Here is a 23,970-nt window from a genome sequence, read left to right as displayed (position 1 = left end):
CCCCTACTTCAAACAGTCCGTTAGGACGTTAAGTGGCGGGTAGTTCACTTTAGTGAAGAAATAGACGTTCTCTTGTATGAAAAGAAGCGAGCTTGATATAATCTATAAAATTAACCGATTGTACTTGTAAATAAAAATAGCATAATAGCAATTGATAAAAACAGGTATATTATATAAATTGTCAGCAATATATATCATCCCTTTCTATTGATATACGTATCATACAAACATAATCTGTAGTATATATGGAGTTTATGGGTAGTTAGTGTAATGATTATTATAATAATTTTTTAGTTGTGAGAAAGAATAGGAGAATCAACTATTACTTATTGATTTTATATCGTTATTTTAAGAAAACAGAATGTGTTTTACTGTTAGTTTTTCTATGCTATAAGTATCATTAAGATACGATAGTTACTGCTCATTGGTCATAAGTAGTTATTTGAAATCAAGAAGGAACGCCTTTACTATAAATAAATTATATATAGAAAGGTGATATGATTATGTATTTATATGAAAGTAACGGGGAACGAAACCAAGAAATGTTATTTTCTATATAATGTGTTTCCGCGAATAAAGTTGAAATAAATCAATTACCAACATGGAATGAAATTGTAGTTATTGTACTTTTACTTTTAGGACGTTCAGCGGTTTGTTAATTTGTATTTTAATTATTTTTATAAAATAAAACATTTTAATCTAAATATGAATTGTTTCCAAAAACAAAAAAGAATCTAGTGGAATTTCTAGATTCTTTTTTATTTTATAATCCTAAAGATATGTCACATGAAATTTTTTTAAGTTCACTGGATTCTTTATTTCCATTAATATAGCATACCTGGAGAGAATGCTCTTTTGATACATAAGGTAATTGAACTTCTTAAGCCGACGGAGGGATAAAGAAATCCTTTAAAGAATTTAATTGGTGATAGCATATACTTTTACTGTAAATGGGTGATTCACACCACTTGGATTTGCGATATAATATCTAGAATTTGTATCTGCTGCAGTCCTGGACTCATTTGAAATATTGCTCCAACTAACACGATCTAGACCCAGAGAAACATCGACCATAATATTGAAAGAGATACTGTCAGAAGCCTCTCCCTGGGTAGGTTCAATAATCCATTTTAAACCGATTGTCCCTGGGGGTAAATTATTTATACTAAAGTTTTGGCTGGATCGGTTCTTTTCTCCAGGCAATGGCTTAGAGTCAGAAGAAATTTGGGAAATTAATATCTCTTTTTCATTAACGTTTATCCCATTTAATTTAATGATACTATCTATTAAACCTGGACCTGGAAAATCAGCTGCAATGATACCAGAATGTCTGATACCACCTTGTAGTATGAAATCTGTCCCCATTGTATTCATTCCACCATAAAATACTTGACCATTTGTATCACGAGGGAAGTCTTTCCATTCATTTGTTGTATTTTTTTGAATTAACTGTGGGTTACTACCAGTATCTCGATTTTCCTTTCCACTTGCAACAAACCAAGGATAATAATTATTCCATAATGCTGTAGCGCCACCTGTACCACTAAAATGGTTGAGATAGATATGATTATTGTTAGAGTCGTTATGTGCCTTTAGAAGCTGGTTTTTTACTGCACTCCATTTCTCATACATTCCATCCGGTCCAGCGCTAACTTCAAAATTATCTTGGATATTTAATGATTCATAATTAATTCCGTATTCTTCAACTGCTGAGAAGTTTTGTAGTATTACAATTTTTCCACGGATATCTCCTAACTTAGGGTTATTTCTTTCTGAAAATGGCACAGAATTAGGTTCCCAAAAATAGGACACATTACGGTCTTTATAACTTTTAAATATCTCCTCGAATGACTGTGAGCCGTTCTCTGGATCAGTTTCCTCTTTTAAGCGCATTAAAATTGTTTCTTGAGGGTTTTCTCTTAAAAATTGGATTGTTTCTTTTAATACATCTTCAAACATTGCTTTTTGATTCACAATACCATGCTGCATGGCAAAAGAATTTTTCACACGTTTAACACGCATGTCTACATACCGTATTCCTGCATTGAACTGTTGAGGTAGGGGCATTGTTTGATTTCTTGTCAAATTCTCATCAATAAAACTCGCTCCATGTAAAGCCATAGAACCGTGAGTACCTGGAATAGATAATTCACTTATTCTTTTTGTATCATCCAATTTTGACATCCAGTTTGGATTTCGATAACCTAAATCGGAGTCATATGAATAACCTGAATGTCTATCAGCAAATACTATTGAAGTTGTACATAAACTTGCTAGTGTAAAACAAGTAAGAATCCCGAATTTTAAGTGTTTTATAATCTTTATTTTCTTCATTATATCTCTCCTGATTTTAAACAGATTAGTCTTATATAATAATTTAGGTGCTTTTACCATATGCATAAAGTCCAGCATGAGAATAATAGACTGTATTAATTGAAAATTTAGTTTTTATAAATAGTGCCCAATTTATAATAGGTACCAAAAGGTTTGTAAAGTTAAAAAGAAAGTAAGTCAAATAAGATAATATGTTAGCTACCATCAGATTTACTATTTTCATTTGCCTTAAAATATTGTGTTAGCTTTAAAATTTAGAGTGGGATATTCTCATTTAGATTTGCTCAAAAGCCATCGTGCACTGGGAACATAAGTTTAGAAATGTAATCATAAAAGGGTGGAAAGGCCAAAATAATCATGTGCAAGTTTAGTGAAATGATGACAAAGTATATTATCATACTTCATGTACTTTATAAGGCATACAATTCAAATCTAATATTATACAAAGAAAACAGAAGTCTTAAACTAGACGTCTGTTTTCCGAAGTACAATGAATTATTAAAATTGGTAATGTTTACATAATTATTAATGTAAATTTTTATTTGTTAAGATATCATGTGACAAAATTATATGAATTCCATATCTGAGATCAAAAGACTTTTGGGGAGAGTCTCTCTCTTATTACTGCATTGAATTTAGAAATGGATTTGTTACATATAATATCATTTTAGAAAAATTTACGAATAATACTTCTCTGTAACCCTAAATAATGCCTGTAAGCTTAATTCTCATTAAAGCTTAAACTAACTGCAGTAGCAATAGATTGTCCTGCATGTTCCCAACTACCATCGATAACTTTTCCAAGTTGTTGACCGAGTGAATTTAAATCATTTGGATTAACAGGAATTCCGTTATATGCAGCAAGAAGTGATAAGAGTGGAGCTACAATTGGTGTCCAGCCGCCTCTATCAATATGGAATTCGAATCCCGTTACCTCACCATCTTTTTTTGTGAATTTATAGTAAAGTTGATCATCTGGACGGAAGCTTAAATGATGAGAGATTTGTCCATATACATCTTTACCAGCTGCACCTCGATCCACAACTTCAATTTCTTTTACATTAAATTCATGCTCAAATACTTTAATTTTTTTGACTTCGGGACCATTTAATGCAGCTTGAACAGCCGTTTCTAGATTACTTTGTGCAAACGGTTGAATACTAACTTGTGATTCCTGTTGTTGGATAGGAGCAACTGTCTCAGCAGCAAATACTGATGTTGTAGGTAATGCACTTGTAGCTAATGTTGCAGCCAGAGCAGTTGCTGTAATGATTTTCTTCTTCATAATTTTACTTCCTCCTTTTTAATGTATGATAATAAACTATAAATTACTGACAGATAAATTATTTCTATACATATATAGAAAAACGTTATTGTGGGTAATGGAAGTGAGACTGACAGATAATTTATAGCATAATAGTATCAATATGCACTTAATTTCTCAATTTTCAGTAAATGTATTCAATATTAACCAATTTTAAGTAAGTTTTAGAAGGTAAATCTTTAATAGTAATCTACAAACATGGCACTATTAGAATGAAAATGAAATGATAATCATAAAATATTCAATTAATCTCAAAAAAAATATAAAAAAGTTCATATATATTTTTATTTTTGGGTTATTTTGTTTTAATTATAAATGTTTATGGAAATTAAAAATGGAGAATATTAAAGTGATTATTAAAATTAACGAAATGTTCAAGGTTTCAATCTTAAAATGTAAATATTAGTTATATAATCATTTTAAGGGGATAATTCACCCCTTCCTCTAATGTTGTTGTTTACAAGTTTATAGTTCCAATGTGTTGAAGCTACGATAAAAAGAACTTGTAATTATATATTACAAGTTCTTTTTGTTTCGATTTTTTTTGAAAGATACCTTAACTAGCTATGTTTTTCATATTTTATCAAGAGTACGGTAGAATTCTATCGGAAGTATATGTACATTATCGTAAAATAAATCGTAATTTGTATATAAACTAAGCGATTCTTAATCGTGTTCTAATAACAAAAGGAAAGACCAACTAAAAATATAGTTGGTCTTTCCTTTAAGTTGGTGTAAAAACAAATAAATAAAAGATAGGTGAGAATTAATGCTGCTAAGCAGTATTGATTCTGAATTAACTATAACACACTTCCTAAGAAGTAGTTGTGTCGGTTGATTGAACATTCATCCTTCCTTTTTTATCAAATAAATACCTAAGATACATCACTTAATTTACAAAGGATGTATTTAAAATGAGAAATGGATTAATACTCTAGATTTAGAGGGTATATATTTTTTATTTTTGTACAATGTGTTTGCATTTAGAAATTAGTTATACTACCATCTTTTAATAGCCAATCTATTTATTAATAAGAAAGTATTAGTGTGCATGGACACTAATTAATAATATAAAAATTTTAAGTTTCAAAATTTAATGAATTCACTTCCCTTAGATTGATTTTACGTAAAACAAAGTACTTTAAAATTAAACGTATAAAAATGAAATGTGAGGAGTAATCAAATGAAATTTATTTAAATTATAATATATAGATATCATTAGAATGACTAGGTTGTATTTAGTAAAAAGAAGGTTAACAGGTTGTGAAAGCAATTAATGGAGAAGAAACAATTTGTATCATCCATCCACTCGAATTTTTTTAGATATTATAATGTCAATAATGGATAGATAAGAAGTGATGCGACAATTTTGTTTGAAATATTATAGGCATATCATCTTCTTAAGTACGAAAATATCTGATTTTGATAAGGTGGCTGGTCTTGTACTAGGCTCAGATGATTACATAACAAACAAAGCCATTCTAAGCGCTTGAGTTGGTTTCACGTATAAATGCAAAACTTCATGAATTTTTTACGTTAAATCAATTTCAAGTAGAGAAGGGAAGATTCCTTTAAAAGTAGGGAGAGTTGTTATTGATTTTGAGCAAAGAGTGGAACATATATATGGAGAACAATTTAAATTAACCTTAAAGAGCTTGATGTTTTGTGTCGATTGTGAGTCACCCGAAGAAATTATATAGTGTTTAAAACATCTTCCAACAAGTATGGGGAGCCAATTTTTATTATGAAAATGGAAATAGAGTTAAGGTGTATATTCATAGTTTGCGAAAATAAACTTGGCTAGGATAATAAAAGAATAAGTTGGTAAAAACGATATGAGGGGAGGCTATGCTTTCAATGACTAAAATAATGAGAAGTTTTCGTTTTAAAATGCTTACATTTTTTGCGCTAAGTATGGCACTAGCAACTGGTGGGACATATATGATTTATAAAGGAATGCTCTATTATAAAACAATGGTACTTCATATAAATCCCTTAGAACAATTTAGGGAAACAGGAAGAGCATTTGAAGATATTACTTTCTTTTTGATTTCATTTATCTTACTATCTATTTTATTTTTTTTCCTTTTAACAAAGCCCTACTTAAAGTATTTGAATGAAATTTCTAAAGGCATTCAATATGTCGCTAACGGTGATTTTACAAATAAAGTTCAAATTCCATTAAAGGATGAAATCGGAGATATCGGGTGTGAAATTAATATAGCGAGTGAACGATTAAAAGAGGCGGTCGAGAGGGGAGACTTTGAAGAAAATAGTAAAAGTCAGCTAATTGTTAATTTGGCTCATGATTTAAGAACTCCGTTAACATCTGTTTTAGGTTATCTAGATTTAACCCTTAAAGATGAAAAACTGACGAAGGAACAAATTAAACGTTGTTTTACGATTGCATTTACGAAATCGCTAAGACTTGAAAGATTAATTGATGAGTTACTTGAAACTACTCGAATGAATTCTGGCATGCTAGAGCTAGATAAAAAAATAGTTAATATAAATGAGTTGCTAATACGGTTACATGAAGAATTGTATCCGCTATTAAAGAAGCATCATTTAGACGTTAGATTGAACGTTGATCTTCATTTATATATTAATGGTGACAAGAATTTATTAAACCGAGTATTTGAAAATCTTTTAACAAATGCAATTCGATATGGAGATAGTGGATATTTTGTTGATATGAATGGATATATTAATAATGGAGAGGTTATCGTACAGATTATTAATTATGGAGAGAGGATTCCGGAAGAAGATTTACCCTATCTTTTTGATAGACTTTATACAGGTGATAAAGCAAGAACAGAGCAGAGAGGCGGAACTGGTCTTGGGTTATTCATTGCAAAAAATATTGTCGAGCAACATAATGGGACAATCTCTGTTGCAAGTAATACAGCAAGAACAATATTTGAAGTGAGATTTTCAAAAGAAGAGAAATTAAAAATTTAATAAAAATTTTATATTTACCCCACTTTTTATTTAAATAGTTTTTTCTATCCTATAGGTATATTAGGGAAAGAAGGAACTGGAAATGAAAAAGTGGGGGCTTTTTTATATTGTACACGGTATGTGGTGAAATCTATTTAGCACTGTTATGTTAAAACGGAGAAAATGTTGCTTTAGTACGTGCCATTGTAAATAACCCAAAAATCATTATAGTGGAGAAACCAATGGCAGCCACTTAATACGAAAACAAGTACTCAAATTATGGATCTCTTAAGGATGAAAAATCATTAGGATTAGCCATAAACATAAAATTGGAGAAGCAGCAGAATGCCAAATTGTAACCCGTGATGGAAGTATGGTTCAAGATTGGAGGGGTTGAATATAAATACAAAAGAAAATATAAGGATGGCCATATCGTCTATCTTTGCGCATAAATTGAGATCCGTTTTAACAATGTTAGGAATTATTATTGGAATTAGTGCAATTATTACGATTATCGCAATGGGGGATGGAAATACTGCAAAGATGCAAAAAGATCTTACAGAGAGCAGCCATATGGATGAAATCAATATAAATTATTATAATCCTGATTCTCCAACAGAAAAAGCTAAAATTACACCGGAAATGGTGAAGCAATTGCAAGTGATACAAGGTGTTATAGACGTGTATCCAAAGAAACATATGGATGTAAAAACATATAGCGGTCCAAAGGCTGTTTCGTTTAATTTAAACGTGGGAACAGGTAATTTTATGCAGGACTATAAACTTAAAATGGTATATGGGCGTGAATTAACAGGGGATGAACTGAAAAAACCAATTCCTGTTGTGGTTATCAGTGAAGCTTTATTTACAAAAATATTTGATACTTGGAAAGATGATTTGTATATAGATATAAAAGGAAAGCCATATAAAATTGTAGGCGTATATAAATATGCAGATAATTTTAAGCGGTCGTTTAAAATATACGATGGTTATACGGCAATTGATAATGCATCATTGATTTCAGGCGTGGAGGAATATGATGCAGTGAAAATGAAGCTATCTTCTCCCAACGAGCGAGAAAATGTAGAAAAACAAGCTTTATCTGTACTAAATAGTTTGAAATCACCGGAAGTGGAGTATTCGTTTACAGTAGCAGATGATACAAAAGAGTATAGTCAAGGTCTGGAAGATTCAATGAGAACGATGAAAATAGTATTTGCTAGTATTGCTGGAATTTCTTTAATTGTAGGTGGTATTGGTGTCATGAACATCATGCTTGTATCGGTTACAGAGCGTACACGTGAAATAGGTGTTCGAAAGGCACTTGGTGCAACAAGAGGAAAAATATTAATGCAATTTCTCATTGAATCCTGCTTCTTAACTGGATTGGGTGGAGGAATTGGTTTTGGTTTAGGCATTTTCTTTGCTTGGATAGCTGCCTCCATTGGTGGATGGCCGGTCATTATCTCCGTAGATCTTGGCTTACTATCTGTTGGAATATCCATGTTAATCGGTATTTTCTTTGGTATACTTCCTGCTAATAAAGCAGCTAAATTAGATCCAATCGAGTGTTTACGGTATGAATAAGAAGGATGGAAGATTTAATTTAATAGTAAAACCCTCTAACAGAAGAGTGGATACTCCCATGAGTATCGACTCTTTTGTTAAATAAGGGATTTATTACGTGTACATTGAGTAAAGATTATTAATTCTGTATCAAATTAAATGGTTTACGAGGGAAATTCTATGAAAAAATGATGTGTTCACCTCATGCCTAAGACGGACTAAAGTGTGGTATGTGATTTCACGTATCGTGAAATCTGTAAAAAGAAAGTTGGTAAAATGTTGATATATAAATATTCATGGAGGTTAAGATAAATGACTTTATTTGAAATAACTAAACGTAATATATGGCGTAATTTAAAAGAGTATTTACTCTATTTTGTAGCCCTAACTTCGAGTATGATTATTTATTTTATATTTGCATCACTCCGATATAATAATCAAATAAAAAAAGAAATGATTACTAATGTGACGATTAATAACGTTCTTCAATCGTCAAAAGTAATTCTTATTATTTTTATAGCCATATTTATTGTTTATTCTACTAATTTTTTTATAAGGAAACGTAAAAAAGAGCTAGGATTATATTCTTTACTAGGTATACCTAAAAAACAAATTGGTACGATGTTATTTTGTGAAACTATGATAATGGGAGGTGCAGCTCTTGTAATCGGAATACTGATTGGCAGCATGAGCTTTAAGTTATTCTTGGAACTGTTAATGAGTATGATGAAGTTAAACACACCAATTCGTTTTGAGATGTCTATAAAAGCAATAATAGACACTTTTACCGTCTTTTCAGTTATTTTATTATATACAGCATGGAACAACTCACGCTTAATTTATCAATTCCAATTAATTGAATTGTTTCAAGCAGATCATAAAGGAGAAAGTATGCCGAAGGAATCTAAAATTTTGGCGTATATAGCCCTTATGTTAATTGGATTAGGCTATTTCTTAGCAGCTTTTTTTCATGAGGTTATAAATTATGTGAAGGACGCTATGCCCCCTATTGCAATCCCGTTTTTCATTTTGTTTACAACAGTTATTGGGACATACTTTTTCTATACATTTTATACAGTCATTTTAATAAAGAAAATTAAAAAGAAAATAAAAATACTCTATAATGGTATGAACATATTAAATATCTCACAACTATTATATCAAGTAAAAGGAAATGCTAAATTACTTGCAACAATTGCTATATTAAGCGCCACAGCTTTAACAGCGATTAGTACAGTTGTAACGGGGTATTATTATGGACAATCTGAAACCAAGAACAATGCACCGTACAGTTTTTCATATAAAAAACAAGATGATGAAATGGAAAAGCGTATACAGGCTGTTTTTGAGGATAATAAGAAAAAAAATGCTATTATTCGTGATTTTGATGTAGAAATGTTAACAATTAAGGGAGAGAGTCAGGCGAGAGAAGGAAATACAAGTGTACCAAATTCCCAATATAAATTAACAAATGAATTTCAGCTTATGTCACAATCAAATTTTAATTTGAATGCTCAAAATATGGGGGTGAAAAAAGTTGATTTAAATACAGGGGAAGTATTTATATATAGTCCAGAAAATGATAAGCATCTTAATAATGGTAATATAGTTCAATTACCTATTGAAACGGAACAAAGAACATCAGTAATTAAGGGAATCAGAAATTATAGACTTACTAATTTAGGAGAATTGGTTGTAATTGTACCTGATTATCTCTATAAAATTGTTATGCAAACACAACAGACACATATTGTGAAAAACGTTGATGTAACTCAGCAAGAGGATAGTAAAGAATTGACTGAGAGTTTAGTAAAGCTAATGCCCAACGGTGAAAATTCGACAATTAGTACTTTTTATAAAATCCATATAGATTTTATGAATATATATGGATTGACGTTGTTTATTGGTAGCTTTTTAGGGCTAATATTTGTACTGGCAACGGGTTCTATTATCTACTATAAACAATTATCTGAGGCATATGCTAATCAGGGATATTACGAGACTATTCGTAAGATAGGTGTTACAAAAAAAGAATTAAGAAGGTCCATTTCGAAAAAAGTTAGCTTTAGTTTTATTTCACCTGTGATAGTTGGACTTGTTCATAGCTTGTTTGCTATACCAGTAATAATCAATATGCCTATATATAATATTTTTACTCCTATTCTAATTAGTAGTGGTGCATATTGCATAATTTATTTGGGTTATTATGTACTAACTGTTTATTCGTATTTTAAAATTGTGTATAAATATTAACTTATAGATTTTTAATTATGTTAAATCATCAAACTAAATTTAAATATGTTGGAGATGAATGTATAAGAGGCTTTTAGGTGTTAAAAAATCTAGAATCGTATTTTAAATCATAGAAAGTTGGTAAGAAGTGAAGGGGGAAAGCCAGGAATTAATAGTGTAATCTAACTAATCGAGCGAGAATTTGGCCCACAGATTGCTCATTATATTGAAGGGATCTTTGAGTTTGAGCGTAGGGGAACTGTATGGAATAATAGGGTATCAAAGCCTTTTGAAATGATAAAACCATATGTATTAACGGAACATTTATATGTTTGATTTTGAAAAAAAGCAACTAGTTTAATATTAATCTAGTTGCTTTTCTACTTGTTATTTTGATTGGTTTCAGTAAGGTCACCCTCCGTTCAAGATATAAAGAAAAATAATGAACCTCTAATATGATATTCTCTTCCAATCAACTTGCTAATAACAAATTGGTTGAATCTCTTCTATATAATAGAATTTTGTTTATTAATTTTGTACAATTTTATACTGTACCGGCACCAAATACTGAATGATGAGGTATTAATCGTCTAGTTTATAGACAATCCAACTTACTATTCCAATTAAAATACAGCATAATGGAAGTATTTGATCTTGTAATGTATACAATATACTTATATCTCCCTTTGTGAGTATAAGAAATGTTACTATAAAAGCTGTACAAGTTGTGAATATCCTAAACCTATTAAGTTCACACCCCCATAAAATTACAATAGACATTAAGGGCATTAGTACTTCTATAGTAGAAGCCAACAGAGAAGCTATCTCTTCTTCCATTAACATTTGTTTTAGAAGAATCAACATACTGTATACAGTGCATGCCATTAATATTAAAAAAAGAAATAACTTACCAGTATCCTCTAAATAAGAATTTTTTTTCTTTTTAATCCATAATAAAACCAATAATATAATTGTTATCGAACCATAACGAATTATTGAAAAATAAAATAAATCTATATATTCAAATTCATAACATAAGAATAGAAACAGTGCTTCCCATATAATACCCAGTAGTAAAGAAATCAACATACTAAATAACATTCTGTGTTGTTTCATCCTTAGCCTTCTTTCTAAATTGAGTATATAAAAATAACATTATTATTATGAATTTTAAAATACTGAATATAGGTTCGTAAAATAATTCTAAAAAATGATACATATCATTTTTAATGATCGATATTAAAAAATCACAAAAAAATCGAATGGTATCCGTTAAGATCCTTCGATTTTTCTCTAATTTCAATATATATTTCTAAATCTGTCGTTGTTGTTTTTAAAATATTGTCGGTTATTTTGGAGAATTTAGGACTTTTGTTATAAAAATATTATCATTTATAGACGTTTACTATAAACTCTGTATATTTTCTATGAATTTTCTCATAGTAAGAGATAAAGCTATATCCTTATTTCTAACAAATATCGTTTCGATTTTTCCATATTTCCCAGGTATTTCATGAGAGTAGATATTAGGAATGTTTGTAAAAAAAGTTAGAGCTGTAACTGGAAGAACCGTAATGCCTAGACCCAGTGATACGCTATGTAAAATCATTTCTAACATATTAAACTCCATAATTTTCTTAAGAAGAATTCCCTCATCTTTCAACCATTTTTCTAAAACAAAACGATACCCACATCCGGGACTAAACACTAAAAATGTTTCATTTTTTAAATCTTGTATATCAAATGTAGGACGATTTGAAAATAATACAAGTGTCTTCGTACTTACCTTATATTGCTCTAAGGAAGAATCTTGAATCGGACTTGTTACAAAAGCACCATCTAGCTTAAATTCTAGGATGTCTATGATCAAACGTTGACTTACATCAGTTTTTAAAGAGATATCTACATTAGGAAATTGTTTATGATAGCTGGCCAAAATGGTTGGTAAGGGATGAACAGTATCTACAGTTCCAATATTGAGAAGACCTGTGGGATTATCATCATCAATAAACGTATTTTGTAATTCTTCGAATTCTTTTAATAATTTATTAACTTTTTTAAGAAATATTTGTCCATCACCAGTTAATGTGATACCCCGAGCATGTCGATAAAACAAAACTGTATCTAGCTCTTGTTCTAGTAGTTTAATACGCGCTGTTACATTTGATTGTACATAATTAAGGATTCGTGCTGCTGCGGTAATATTTTGAACTCTTGCTACAGTTTGAAAAATTTTTAAGTCTCGAAAATCCAACGTTCTCTCCACCTTTATATGCTATTGTGATCATTTTGAATGATGTGTTCCATTATTTTTAACAATTTTTCATAATACGATTGATAAGTATAGAATGTACAAAAGATAGACTTTTAACTCTTAACTGCAAAAATAGCTTTAGTACATAGAAAATATGGGGGCCCAATGTATTAAAGCTCAAATATACTAATACATTTATACTTTAAAGAGCTTAAACTTTAAATAATGATGGCTATGAGTTTTGAATTTTTCTTGAATTACATTATTAATTACGACAATATCTTCAATCAACTCATAATTCTCATTTCGTATATTAAAATAATTAATTTTAAAAATAAACAGTTTTGTATAAAAAATCACTTGTTGAGAACTTTTATATAAATTCTACGTATTAAATATTTATTTTTCACATAAATTTACAACCTAACTTTTTTTTAACATATACATCTTTATATAAACTTTATATAAAATTTATGTTGTTTTCTGTTGTATATGTTTTTATTTAGTGAGTATGGAAATTTTATTATTGGAAAATTTTCAAATAGTTATTGTAGACATAATGTAAATGCAGGGGGAAATACTTTTGGGTTATGTGATGGGGGTTTTTTCAGGATATTAGTTCAATGTATTGAGTATTAAAAGGAGATAAATATGAGGCAATCAAAATCAAAAACATTACAAAAAAACAAGGTATCTATAAGGTTAAATATATTATTTTTGTGCATTTTTTTATCATTTTCAGCAATTATCATTCGGCTTGGAAAAGTACAAATTGTTGACGGAGAGGGTTATAAGAATGCAGTTGAAAAGCAAGAAAATACGACGGTTAGTATTCCTGTTCCACGTGGACAAATTTTTGATAGGGAAGGTGAGAAGGTGGTTAATAATACTGCGGTTCGTACCATTTCGTATACAAAGGGGAAGGATATCACTTCTGAAGAGATCTTAAAAATAGCAAAAAAGCTCTCCAAAATACTTGAGATACCAGAAGAAGATATAAATAGATTGACTGAAACAGACAAAAAAGATTACTGGATGCAGTTAAATAAGGAAAAAGCGAAAAAAAAGATTACAAAAAAAGATGAAGAAAATTTGCGTAAACAAAATATTGAAGGAAAAGAATTTGATAAGAAAATAGATGAATTGAGACGAGGACGCGTCACAGCAGAGGAATTGAATGAATTAAGTCCAAAAGACCTAAAGATATTAACTATTAAAGGGAGAATGAATTCAGGTTATAAAATGACACCACAAATTATAAAGAAAAATGTATCTGAGAAAGAATACGCTACAATTAGTGAAAACTTATCAGAATTTCCAGGGATTGATGCAACTATTGGCTGGGAACGTAATTATGTAAATGGTGAATTATTCCGTTCTGTACTAGGTAATATAACAAGTACTGAAGAGGGACTTCCAAAAGAAAATTTAGATTACTATTTAGTTCGTAATTACAATCGCAATGATCGTATTGGAAAGAGTTATATCGAGCAACGATATGAAGATGTACTACATGGAACTAAGGCAGAAGTTAAGAATGTTACTGATAGAAAAGGGAATGTTATTCAAACGGAAACGGTCACTAAAGGGAAAAGTGGCAATAATTTAATTATGACAATTGATATGAAATTACAGAAGGCGGTAGAAGAAATTCTTGAAAAGCAATTAAAAGCTTATAAGGGGTCAGAGCCTCTTTTAGATCGGGCATTTGTAGTGATGATGAATCCGAATACTGGAGAAATATTATCTATGGCGGGTAAAAAATTAGGAAAGAAAGACGGAAACATAGAAATAGCTGATTATGCTTTAGGTACGATGACGAGCTCATATGAGCTTGGATCAACTGTAAAAGGTGCCACAGTGTTAACCGGATTTGCAACGAAGGCTATTACACCCGGTACAAACTTTAATGATGTGCCTATGAAGTTTAAAGGGACTAAGGAGAAGAAATCTTGGAAAGATTTTGGGATTGTTGATGATTTAAGAGCTTTACAAGTTTCTTCTAACGTCTATATGTTTAATACGGCATTAAAAATAGCAGGAATAGATTACGTACCAAATAGCTCATTAGATATAAAGGCAAGTGCATTTGAAAAAATGAGATATTATTTTGGGCAATTCGGATTAGGGGTTCCAACTGGAATTGATCTCCCAAACGAAACATCTGGAATAATGAGAAAAGAAAATTATCAACCTGGTTTCTTGTTAGACTTAGCTATCGGGCAGTACGATACGTATACTCCTTTGCAACTTGCACAGTATGTTTCTACTATTGCAAATGGAGGAAATCGATTGAAGCCACAAATTTTGAGAGAAATTAGAGAACAAACTACAAGAAAGGAAGAAATTGGTAAAATTATAAAATCGATGGAACCAGTTGTATTAAACCATGTAGATATGAAAAAAGAATATATAGATCGAGTAAAAGAGGGGTTTAGACGTGTATTTCAAGAAGGTGACGGAACTGGTGTGAGTACTTTCAAAAATCTTCCTTATAAGCCTGCTGGTAAAACTGGAACAGCACAAACAGTTTATGGAGGCGATGATAATAGCGTTGGTAAGGATCAAGAGGGCAAGCGTGTTCGTTGTTATAATTTAACTCTAACAGGTTACGCTCCATATGATAAACCAGAGGTGGCATTTTCTGTTGTTGTCCCATGGATAACTAATGACAAAGGTAATAAAATTAATTCAATAATTGGTAAAGAGGTTTTAGATGCGTATTTTGATTTGAAAAATAATCAGGGGAAGTATGCAAACTAAAACTATGTAATAAGGAAGTAGAACCAAACTGACTTAAAACAGTAATCTGAATGAATATTGTAGAAAGATAGGGGATTTGGAACTATTTTTAAAGTCTTAATTTGATAGCGATGGAGGTCTTAGCTATCAAGTTAAGACTTTAGCGCTCCTAAATGGAAAAGTTATTTTTTGTGGTATCGATTTCGTATTTATCGTTTTCGCGCAACTTATACTGCTAAATTTTTAGACATAGAGTGGGAGCACCTTTTATAATGATTTATTACTTGTATAAGCCTGCTTGATGTGAATTGAAAATTTATCTGCCAATTTTTATGTGTCGTTTAATAAAAGTCTAAAATAGATCAATTAATCACCATGAAATATGGTTGAAAATAATGAGATTTTAAAAACAATAAGTTACATTAGTCAATAATTTTAGTTTAAAATCTTTTGGCTTTGGTATAAACGGAGGAAAGATTAATGAACAACAATACAATAAATGAGTCGGTTGAAGAAGCTGATAAAAAAAGAGTAAGATCAAGCAAACATTTTAAAGATTGGAAGCTTGTTGCAACGGGTGGTGGTATAATCACAATTCTCATTGGGGGAATGATTTATTATCAGGAAAACCACTTCAATTCAAATGTTACAATTAACGACATAAAAGTCGGTGGTCTGAGCGCTGATCAGGCAATTCAGAAATTAAAAACATCTGAACTAGCAAACAAAGTCTATGTCGATCAACAACAAATTTTAGATGAAAAAGATACTAAAACGGAACTTACAGAAAAAGATTTGCCTCAAGTTAAGAATCTATTAAAAAGCCAGTGGACACTTTTTCCTTCCTCAAAGGAAAAGAATTATTCATTGTTACCAGAAAAGGCAGAACAATATCGTAGTGAAACGATGAAAAAAGTTGTAGAAGAAAAGCTCTTCTCTATGAATAAAAAATTAAAAGCGCCTCAAGATGCTATAGCGAAGCTCAAACAAGGAAAAGTTGTTATTTCGAAAAGCGTTGAGGGAAAACAGTATGACATTACGAGTCTACTGAAAGATTACGACAAGCAGAAGTATAACAGCGAAATTCATTTGAAGTCTGCATACATACAGCCTATTAAAGAAGGCGATTCGATTATCAAAAAAGAGGAGAATGCACTTCACAATCTTTTTCAACAGTCTGTAGATTTTAAAGTGCAGAATGAGGTGTATCCTTTAAAAGCGAAAGATTTAATTCAAAATGCCTCTGTGTCAAAGGATATGAAAGTTACAATCGATGCGAGCAACATTAAGAATAAGATTGCTGAAATTAATAATGCTAAATCAACATTAAATAAAGATTTTAGCTTTAAAACCCATTCCGGTTCGGTCATATCAGTAAAAGGACAAGGCTATGGCTGGGCACTAGATGTTGAAAAAGAAACAAAGCAAGTCCAACAAGCTTTTGAAAAAGGTGAAAAATCACTTTCTGCTTCTAACATTCGAGGAAATGGCTGGAGTAAGGAAGGCATTGGTTATGAAACAACATCGAATAATGGTATTGGGGACACGTATGCGGAAATTTCAATTGCAGAGCAACACATTTGGATCTATAAGGATGGGAAATTAGCAGTCACAACAAATGTAGTAACTGGGAAACATAGCACGAGTGAAGATACTTCACCAGGTGTGTGGTACGTTCTTTATAAACGGTCACCGTATACACTTAAAGGTAGCGCAGTAGGTAAAGGTGATTATGCAGTTAAAGTAGATTACTGGGTTCCATTCACAAATAGCGGTCAAGGATTCCATGATGCTGGCTGGCGAACAAACTGGGCAAATAATGCCTATTTAACAGGAGGATCGGGAGGGTGCGTTAACCTTCCTCCTAGTATTGCAAAAAATGTGTATGATAATTTAAACACATATGAACCGGTTATCGTGTACTAATAAATATTAACCTCGTGTGAAGTGATGTATGTACTAAGAATTTAAATTTATAAAAGAATCAGTGAAATCAATATAGATGATGGGGTCAAACTTCAATTGGCTGGAACATTATAAATCATATAGTAGAAGTTGAACCAGTAAATACTTAACATGAAAATAATGGTGATGTATGGATTTGGTCTATATTAGACGGATAAATGTTCCTTATATGTATGACTTTGGAATCGGTACTTTTGTATTCAAATCAGATATGAAAAGTATACTGTGTGAATTCTAAACATGTTAAGCAAACTACATTATTGTACGTAGATGTATTTTTTCTTATAAATTGTAGGAGTTTTATTTGAAGTTTTTTCTAACTCTGAATTCATGATGTGTGATGAAATGGTTCAATTGATAGAAAATGTTAAATGTTTCTTGTTGAAAGCGTGATTTGTCACACATACGATTAATATGTATAAGAGTCATCTTTATATAATCTTGATATAAATTTAACTTTGTCTTTCTATGAATATGATTTTATCTAAATATGAATAAATTACACTCTCTTTAGAACATTACAAGGAGAGATAAGCATGAATAAAATCAGAAAGGCAACAATCTGTTTATTCACTCTATCGGTATTGGGTACAAGTATTGGCATGTCAAATAGTGATATTCCTACAATTACAAAAAAACAACCTGCCGTAGCAGCTGAAGTGAAACAAAAATCAGAAGTAGAAGAAAAGAGGAATGTATCTGTAGAATCCCTTAATAAAGTGGTAGTTGAAAATGAAAATGTGGCCATAGAACAAGGGGAAGAAATTACAAAGCCATTGGATGTGCCACTGATTTTACAAAAACCAGAATTGATGCGCGGTTGTGAAGTAACGAGCCTTGCGATGGTACTTCAGTTTTCAGGAGTGCAAGTCGACAAGATGGAGCTAGCCTCAAAAATAAAACATGTACCATTTCAGAGAAATGGTTTGAAGGGAAATATGCATAAGGGGTTTATTGGGAATATGGCTACTTTTGATAAACCTGGATTAGGTGTTTATGTGGAACCAATTTTAGAATTGGCAAAGTTATATGTTCCAGCTGATAAAGTGATGGATTTAAGTCGCAAGGAACCTCAGCAAATTTATGAGGCGATAGATCAAGGGTTCCCTGTATGGGTATTAACTAATGCTCGTTTTAAACTATTACCTGAGGATCAATTTTACACATGGAGAACAGATGAAGGGGAAATGAAAGTGACATATCATCAGCATAGTGTAGTAGTGACAAATTATGATAACCAATATGTATATATTAACGATCCGTTAAAGACAGAGAAACATATAGCAATTAATCGAAATGATTTTGAACAATCATGGGTTCAAATGGGAAGGCAAGCCATGGCCATTTCCATGTAGATAAGCATAGATTGGATGAGAATTGATATGAAAAAAGTGTTAATTATTGAAGATGAAAAAATCATACGAGAAGCCGTGGCACAATATTTCTCTCATGATGGGTATGAAGTAATAACGGCGGAGGATGGCCAAGTAGGATTAGAATTATTTACTGCACATGATAATATCAGTTTAATCATATTAGATATTATGCTCCCAGTCATGGATGGATGGTCAGTGTGTAGACGTATTCGTAAGAACTCGACTGTTCCTATTATTTTATTAACAGCTCGAAGTGATGAGGATGATACATTACTCGGGTTTGAACTAGGAGCTGATGATTATGTAACAAAACCATTTAAGCCAACTATCTTGCTAGCGAGAGCAAAGCGTTTATTCAAAGAAACAACTCAAATTATACAATTCCAGGACTGCATTGATTTATGTGGTATTCATTTAGATAAATCGGCACGTACTGTTGCTATAGATGAAAAAAAAGTAGATTTTACACACACAGAGTTCGAAATTTTACTATCGTTAATGCAGCATAAGGACCAAGTGTTGACAAGAGACACATTAATCACGAATATTTGGGGATATGATTATGATGGAGACGATAAAACATTAACTGCACATATGCGTAATGTACGGGTAAAGCTAGGGGAGAGAGCAAAACATATTACAACTGTTGTTCGAACGGGGTATAAGTTTGAGGTAGATAGATGATGAGACGGAAAATAGTATTTCAATTGTTTTCCCTTACGTTTTTGTTATGCTGTATGATTATTACTGTTATATTTTTGGGACAAATGTATGTTACAAAATACCTGTATGTAGATAAGGAAAAAGAAAGTGTTCAAAAACAATTACACCAGTACAGTAAATATTATGAAAAACATTCGCACGATGAGAAGAAAATGCAAAATATAGAAGAGACTTTTGCGAATCAGCACGGTATTTTGATTGCAAGGCTAGATAAAGAAGCAAATATCAAAATGCTGCCATCAGGGGATTATTATTTGAAGGTGGTAGATAAAGAAAATCCAGAAAATGCTTCTAAAGTTGTGTTTAATAATATTGTTAATGCAAAAGAATATATGGATCCTGATTTTAGTATCATTATAACTGGTTTTATTAATAAAATATCTACTGTGGCTGTCTTGACTGCGGCAAGTAAGGATGTAGGTAGGGAAATAATTATTCCAATGAGTATGAGAGTAAAAGGGTATGATACTAATTTTGATTCTTCGATCCATCGTCAGATAAGTAAAAATATGTTCGAGGGTGCTAAAGAGGGTATTCGCCTCATTAAAGATGATAGTCCACTATACTTCTTTGATGGAGTTGTCAAAGAAATAAGTATGCCTAATTATTCAAACCCTGATGCTATTGAAACTCTATATAACAATGATATTTTTGCGAAACGAATTTTAGATTTTCAAGCTGATTGGATAACTAATAAAGTAAAATTGGAGGATAGAGGTTGGACACAAAAAGAGATTCGTATTAATGATATACAATATATTGAAACAATACAACCAATTATAAAAAATGGTCAAGTGCAAGAGATGGTATATACATTATCGTCTTTGCAACCACTTACCAAAGCAAGCGATTTAATGAGTGATTATTATATATATATCGTTGCATTTGTGTTAGTTCTATCGCTTATTGTGTCTTTCTATTATTCAAGAATCATTACGAAACCACTATTGAAAATAAATGAAGCGACGAAAAAAATCATGGAATTTGATTTTCAAGATCAGCTATCCATAAAGTCGAAAAATGAAATAGGGGAACTGTCCTCCAATATTAATCAGCTTTCAGCAAGAATGGAAGGATATATTAATCAATTGAAAGATGATTTAGAAAAAGAGAAGCAATTAGAACAGACAAGAAAAGATTTTATTGCAGGTGTTTCACATGAATTGAAAACACCACTGAGTGTGATGCAGGTATCGGCTTCTATGCTTCAGGACGGGATTGCACCTGAAATGAATCAATATTATTGGGGAGCGTTGGAAAAGGAAATAGAGAAAATGAATGTAATGATTGATGAGATGCTTAATTTAGCTAAATATGAATCAGGAACGTATCAAATACAGTTGGAGCAAGTTCATATAGGAAATTTGATTCATCAGGTTGAAAAAGATTTACACTGTCAAATTGATGAAAAGGAACTGCAAATCAAAACAAATATAGATGATGTGTGTGTGAAGGGGAAAGCAAATTTATTGGAACAAGTTATAACCAATTTGTTTACGAATGCAATTCGGTATACAGATTCGGGACAAACTATTGTATTAGTGGTAAATGAAGAAGAACATGACGTATATATAGGGTTTGAAAATAAAGGATCCCATATTAAAGAAGAAGATATAGAGAAAATATGGGATCAATTTTATAGAGTAGATAAATCAAGAAAACGAGTATGCGGGGGGATGGGTCTAGGGCTTTCAATTGTAAAGAATATATTCGAATTACATGATGCAGAATACGGTGTGAAAAATACTGAGGATGGGGTATTGTTTTACTTCCGTTTAAAAAAGTGGGATACAATGTAGTGAGTAAGGTGTGATGATCTTGTTAAAGACATTGCTATAATATTAAAGGGGATTTATATTTATATAGATTGCTTTAAGTACAAAGATGCGAAGTCTATTTTATGACTTCGCATCTTTGTTTTCAACTCAAACCCTGTGTGAGTCAGTTTACATATTTATTTTTAATGTGAATGAAAGCTATTGCTTCATTGTTAGCTTTTTTATCAAATTCATCTATAGAACTTTGTTTTTTTATTATTTTTTAGAATACATCTATTGAATATTTCAAGAATAAAAGGAATTGAAAAATAAAGATAAGATAGTTGATGTGTAAAATAAAAGAGAAGAAATAAGATAACTATTACTAGAAGCCTCATCATATTAAATATAAATAGAACTTTTTTTGTATGCATAAATGTCCTCCTCTAAAATCTTGAATTTGTTTTTAAACTAATAGCCATTTTTTACTGTTTTTCTATTGTTATTAATTGTGCCAATTATTCATTAAATATTTCTCTCATCAAGATAATATAATTTGCTGTTTAGCAAGTTAAGCTTTTATTTTAATTAAGCTATGTCTAATAATATTAAACTTTGTTTATATATCCTCTGAAGGAACTTTTTATATATTTATTTGGGTATAAATCATTAATCATTGCGTATGGACTTCCATTCCAGTATCTTACTACAGGTGTCCATAGTCTATGATTTTTAAGCCACTTCATTGTGTATTGCTGTAATAATTGATTATCTGTCAGCTTTTCTTTTTCTTCAATTGTCCACCGTAATGCATCTAGCGCTTTTTCTCTCGTCCAAAAACCACTAGGTGTCATCTTAAATTCCCATTCTTTAAATTGATTTGGATATAAATCATTAATCATTGCATATGGACTATCATTCCAATATAATTGACAGGCTCCACGCAATCCTGATTGGGCTAACCATTTATTTTCGTATATATTCTTCAATTGATCCAGATTTAATTTTTCTTTTTCTTCAATTGTCCATTTTAGTGCTTGTAATGTTTTTTCTTTCGTCCAAAACTTATTAGGAGCCTTATTAAATTCCCATTCTTTAAATCGATTTGGATATAAATCATTAATCATCGCATACGGGCTTCCATTCCAAATCACCCTTAGAGGTGCACTTAATCGATGTTCAATTAACCATTTTTGCCCATAAATTTGTAAGAGTTTTTGTGGTGGTAATTTCTCCTCTTCTTCAATTAACCATTTTAATAATTGTAGGGCCTTTTCTTTCGTCCAAAAATTTAATGGTGTCATTCTAAATTCCCATTCTTTAAATTGATTCGGATATAAATCATTAATCATCGCATATGGACTATTATTATATTTGTGCTTCAATACACCACGTAATCGATACTTTGCAATCAATTTGTTATTCCAATTTTGTTTTATCTCTTCTTCATTCCAATTCAAAATTTTTGTTACTAAATACTTTGTTACTCTTCTGGCCAATTGATTATTTCTATCTAATTTCCAAGTGTTTGGTGGAAATCTATTTCTTTTTCCATCTAATATCTCCTGATAGATGTCCTCTATAGTATTAGTGTTCGTCTGCATCTTAAAACCTTCTTTTAATTGTATATATATTTAAATAGATTTTAATGTTAGGACTTTCGTCCGAACTATTAAAAATGTAAACTCTATCTTAACTTAGAAAATTTGATGCTTAATCAAATCATAGTAATGTAAAATAAGAATTACCTATAGAAAATATATAGTCTAGGGCAAATGAAAGAATAGATTTGTAAAATATAATTTTCAATTCATAAAAGACATCAATCTGAAAAGAAAGATGTCTTTTATTTAACGAATTTCCCGAAAGAATTCTCCTTCCTCAAGCGTGTGAAGGGCGTAGCCCAACGATAGGTGGGAGATGAATTTCGGTTTGGCGTAGCCAAAAGGTTTTCCTTTTTATTTTGCCTCTGATATAATCAGTCTTATAAATTATAAAGGCTGGTATATAAATGAAATTAGATAGTAATAACCATTCAGTATTCTTGTTATATTATCACCTTGTGTTGGTCGTGAAATACAGAAGAAATGTGTTTGATGATGATATGTCAGGCTATGCAAAAGATATGTTTGTTCGACTATCTGAAAACTATAACATCACATTAGTTGAATGGAATTATGATGTAGACCATGTTCATATTTTGTTCAAGGCACACCCTAATACAGAAATGACAAAATTCATCAATGCTTATAAAAGTGCAAGTTCTCGACTTATTAAAAGAGACTTTCCACAAGTGAAAAAGAAACTTTGGAAAGAGATGTTTTGGTCAAGAAGTTTTTGCTTGCTAACTACTGGTGGTTCGCCAATAGACGTAGTAAAAACATATATTGAAAATCAAAGTGAAAGGTGAGGTGAAATGATATGACAAAGCAGAATAAAGCATATAAATTCCGTTTGTATCCAACAGAAGACCAAGCACATCTTATGCACAAAACCTTCGGTTGTGTACGTTTCGTGTATAACAGAATGTTAGCTGAACGGAAAGAAGCGTATGAAAAACATAAAGATGATAAAGATCAACTAAAGAAACAAAAGCTTCCCACTCCCGCAAAATACAAAGCAGAATTTGAGTGGTTAAAAGAAGTTGATTCATTAGCTTTGGCAAATGCTCAACTAAACTTGCAAACTGCCTATAAAAATTTCTTTCGTGGTCAAAATGACTTCCCAACATTCAAAAGCAAAAAAGACAGAAAGTCT

The 23,970-nt window shown here is 31.1% G+C and carries 15 protein-coding genes and 1 pseudogene; 11 read left to right on the top strand and 5 right to left on the bottom strand.

Annotated elements, in window-relative coordinates; genetic code table 11:
* Positions 1 to 918: 918 nt before the first annotated feature.
* Both ACUN13_RS30215 and ACUN13_RS30210 read right to left on the bottom strand, forming a co-directional pair.
* Positions 919 to 2,334: a phosphatidylinositol-specific phospholipase C gene (locus ACUN13_RS30215; RefSeq protein ID WP_445424161.1), complete on the bottom strand. Its 1,416-nt coding sequence runs from the start codon at positions 2,332 to 2,334 to the stop codon at positions 919 to 921.
* A 721-nt stretch (positions 2,335 to 3,055) separates the two neighbouring features.
* Positions 3,056 to 3,619, bottom strand: a complete 564-nt coding sequence (locus tag ACUN13_RS30210; RefSeq protein ID WP_445424160.1) for a methyltransferase — start codon at positions 3,617 to 3,619, stop codon at positions 3,056 to 3,058.
* Positions 3,620 to 5,515: 1,896 nt separating this feature from the next.
* Here ACUN13_RS30210 and ACUN13_RS30205 point away from each other — a divergent pair.
* The 4 genes and pseudogenes from ACUN13_RS30205 (at position 5,516) to ACUN13_RS30190 (ending at position 10,417) form a co-directional block, all read left to right on the top strand.
* The gene (locus tag ACUN13_RS30205; protein ID WP_445424159.1) at positions 5,516 to 6,619 is read left to right on the top strand and encodes an ATP-binding protein; all 1,104 of its coding nucleotides are present in this window, start codon (positions 5,516 to 5,518) and stop codon (positions 6,617 to 6,619) included.
* A gap of 158 nt (positions 6,620 to 6,777) precedes the next feature.
* Positions 6,778 to 6,995, top strand: a pseudogene (locus tag ACUN13_RS30200) (macrolide ABC transporter ATP-binding protein); the annotation flags it as partial.
* A gap of 2 nt (positions 6,996 to 6,997) precedes the next feature.
* Positions 6,998 to 8,185, top strand: a complete 1,188-nt coding sequence (locus ACUN13_RS30195; RefSeq protein WP_161114044.1) for an ABC transporter permease — start codon at positions 6,998 to 7,000, stop codon at positions 8,183 to 8,185.
* A gap of 291 nt (positions 8,186 to 8,476) precedes the next feature.
* The gene (locus ACUN13_RS30190; RefSeq protein ID WP_445424158.1) at positions 8,477 to 10,417 is read left to right on the top strand and encodes an FtsX-like permease family protein; all 1,941 of its coding nucleotides are present in this window, start codon (positions 8,477 to 8,479) and stop codon (positions 10,415 to 10,417) included.
* A gap of 561 nt (positions 10,418 to 10,978) precedes the next feature.
* On the opposite strand, the gene ACUN13_RS30185 is transcribed toward ACUN13_RS30190, so the two are convergent.
* A complete protein-coding gene (locus ACUN13_RS30185; RefSeq protein ID WP_445424157.1) occupies positions 10,979 to 11,512 on the bottom strand; it encodes a hypothetical protein in 534 nt (177 codons plus the stop codon).
* Between the two features lie 289 nt (positions 11,513 to 11,801).
* Positions 11,802 to 12,650, bottom strand: coding sequence for a LysR family transcriptional regulator (locus ACUN13_RS30180; RefSeq protein ID WP_242807456.1), 849 nt, complete (start codon positions 12,648 to 12,650; stop codon positions 11,802 to 11,804).
* A gap of 651 nt (positions 12,651 to 13,301) precedes the next feature.
* On the opposite strand from ACUN13_RS30180, the gene ACUN13_RS30175 reads away from it, so the two are divergent.
* The 5 genes from ACUN13_RS30175 (at position 13,302) to ACUN13_RS30155 (ending at position 21,255) form a co-directional block, all read left to right on the top strand.
* Positions 13,302 to 15,413, top strand: a complete 2,112-nt coding sequence (locus tag ACUN13_RS30175) for a peptidoglycan D,D-transpeptidase FtsI family protein (protein ID WP_445424156.1) — start codon at positions 13,302 to 13,304, stop codon at positions 15,411 to 15,413.
* Positions 15,414 to 15,872: 459 nt separating this feature from the next.
* Positions 15,873 to 17,318, top strand: coding sequence for a L,D-transpeptidase family protein (locus ACUN13_RS30170; protein WP_445424155.1), 1,446 nt, complete (start codon positions 15,873 to 15,875; stop codon positions 17,316 to 17,318).
* Between the two features lie 575 nt (positions 17,319 to 17,893).
* Complete coding sequence (locus ACUN13_RS30165) at positions 17,894 to 18,712, top strand: C39 family peptidase (RefSeq protein ID WP_336975061.1); 819 nt, start codon at positions 17,894 to 17,896, stop codon at positions 18,710 to 18,712.
* 27 nt (positions 18,713 to 18,739) lie between these two features.
* Positions 18,740 to 19,417 carry a response regulator transcription factor gene (locus ACUN13_RS30160; protein ID WP_445424154.1) on the top strand — a complete coding sequence of 226 codons (678 nt, stop codon included), beginning with the start codon at positions 18,740 to 18,742 and terminating at the stop codon, positions 19,415 to 19,417.
* Positions 19,417 to 21,255, top strand: a complete 1,839-nt coding sequence (locus ACUN13_RS30155; RefSeq protein ID WP_445424153.1) for a sensor histidine kinase — start codon at positions 19,417 to 19,419, stop codon at positions 21,253 to 21,255. The genes ACUN13_RS30160 and ACUN13_RS30155 overlap by 1 nt, the downstream gene beginning before the upstream one ends.
* Positions 21,256 to 21,821: 566 nt before the next feature.
* On the opposite strand, the gene ACUN13_RS30150 is transcribed toward ACUN13_RS30155, so the two are convergent.
* Positions 21,822 to 22,817 carry a DUF4046 domain-containing protein gene (locus tag ACUN13_RS30150; protein ID WP_445424152.1) on the bottom strand — a complete coding sequence of 332 codons (996 nt, stop codon included), beginning with the start codon at positions 22,815 to 22,817 and terminating at the stop codon, positions 21,822 to 21,824.
* A gap of 407 nt (positions 22,818 to 23,224) precedes the next feature.
* Between ACUN13_RS30150 and tnpA the strand changes: the two genes are divergently transcribed.
* Positions 23,225 to 23,623 carry an IS200/IS605 family transposase gene (tnpA, locus tag ACUN13_RS30145; RefSeq protein WP_375812607.1) on the top strand — a complete coding sequence of 133 codons (399 nt, stop codon included), beginning with the start codon at positions 23,225 to 23,227 and terminating at the stop codon, positions 23,621 to 23,623.
* An 11-nt stretch (positions 23,624 to 23,634) separates the two neighbouring features.
* On the top strand, positions 23,635 to 23,970 hold a 336-nt coding region (locus ACUN13_RS30140), incomplete at its 3' end, for a helix-turn-helix domain-containing protein (protein WP_445424151.1).

Source organism: Bacillus cereus group sp. Bce041, assembly GCF_052646455.1.
The sequence above is the reverse complement of the archived record's forward strand: the minus strand, read 5'-3'. Positions and strand labels throughout refer to the sequence as shown.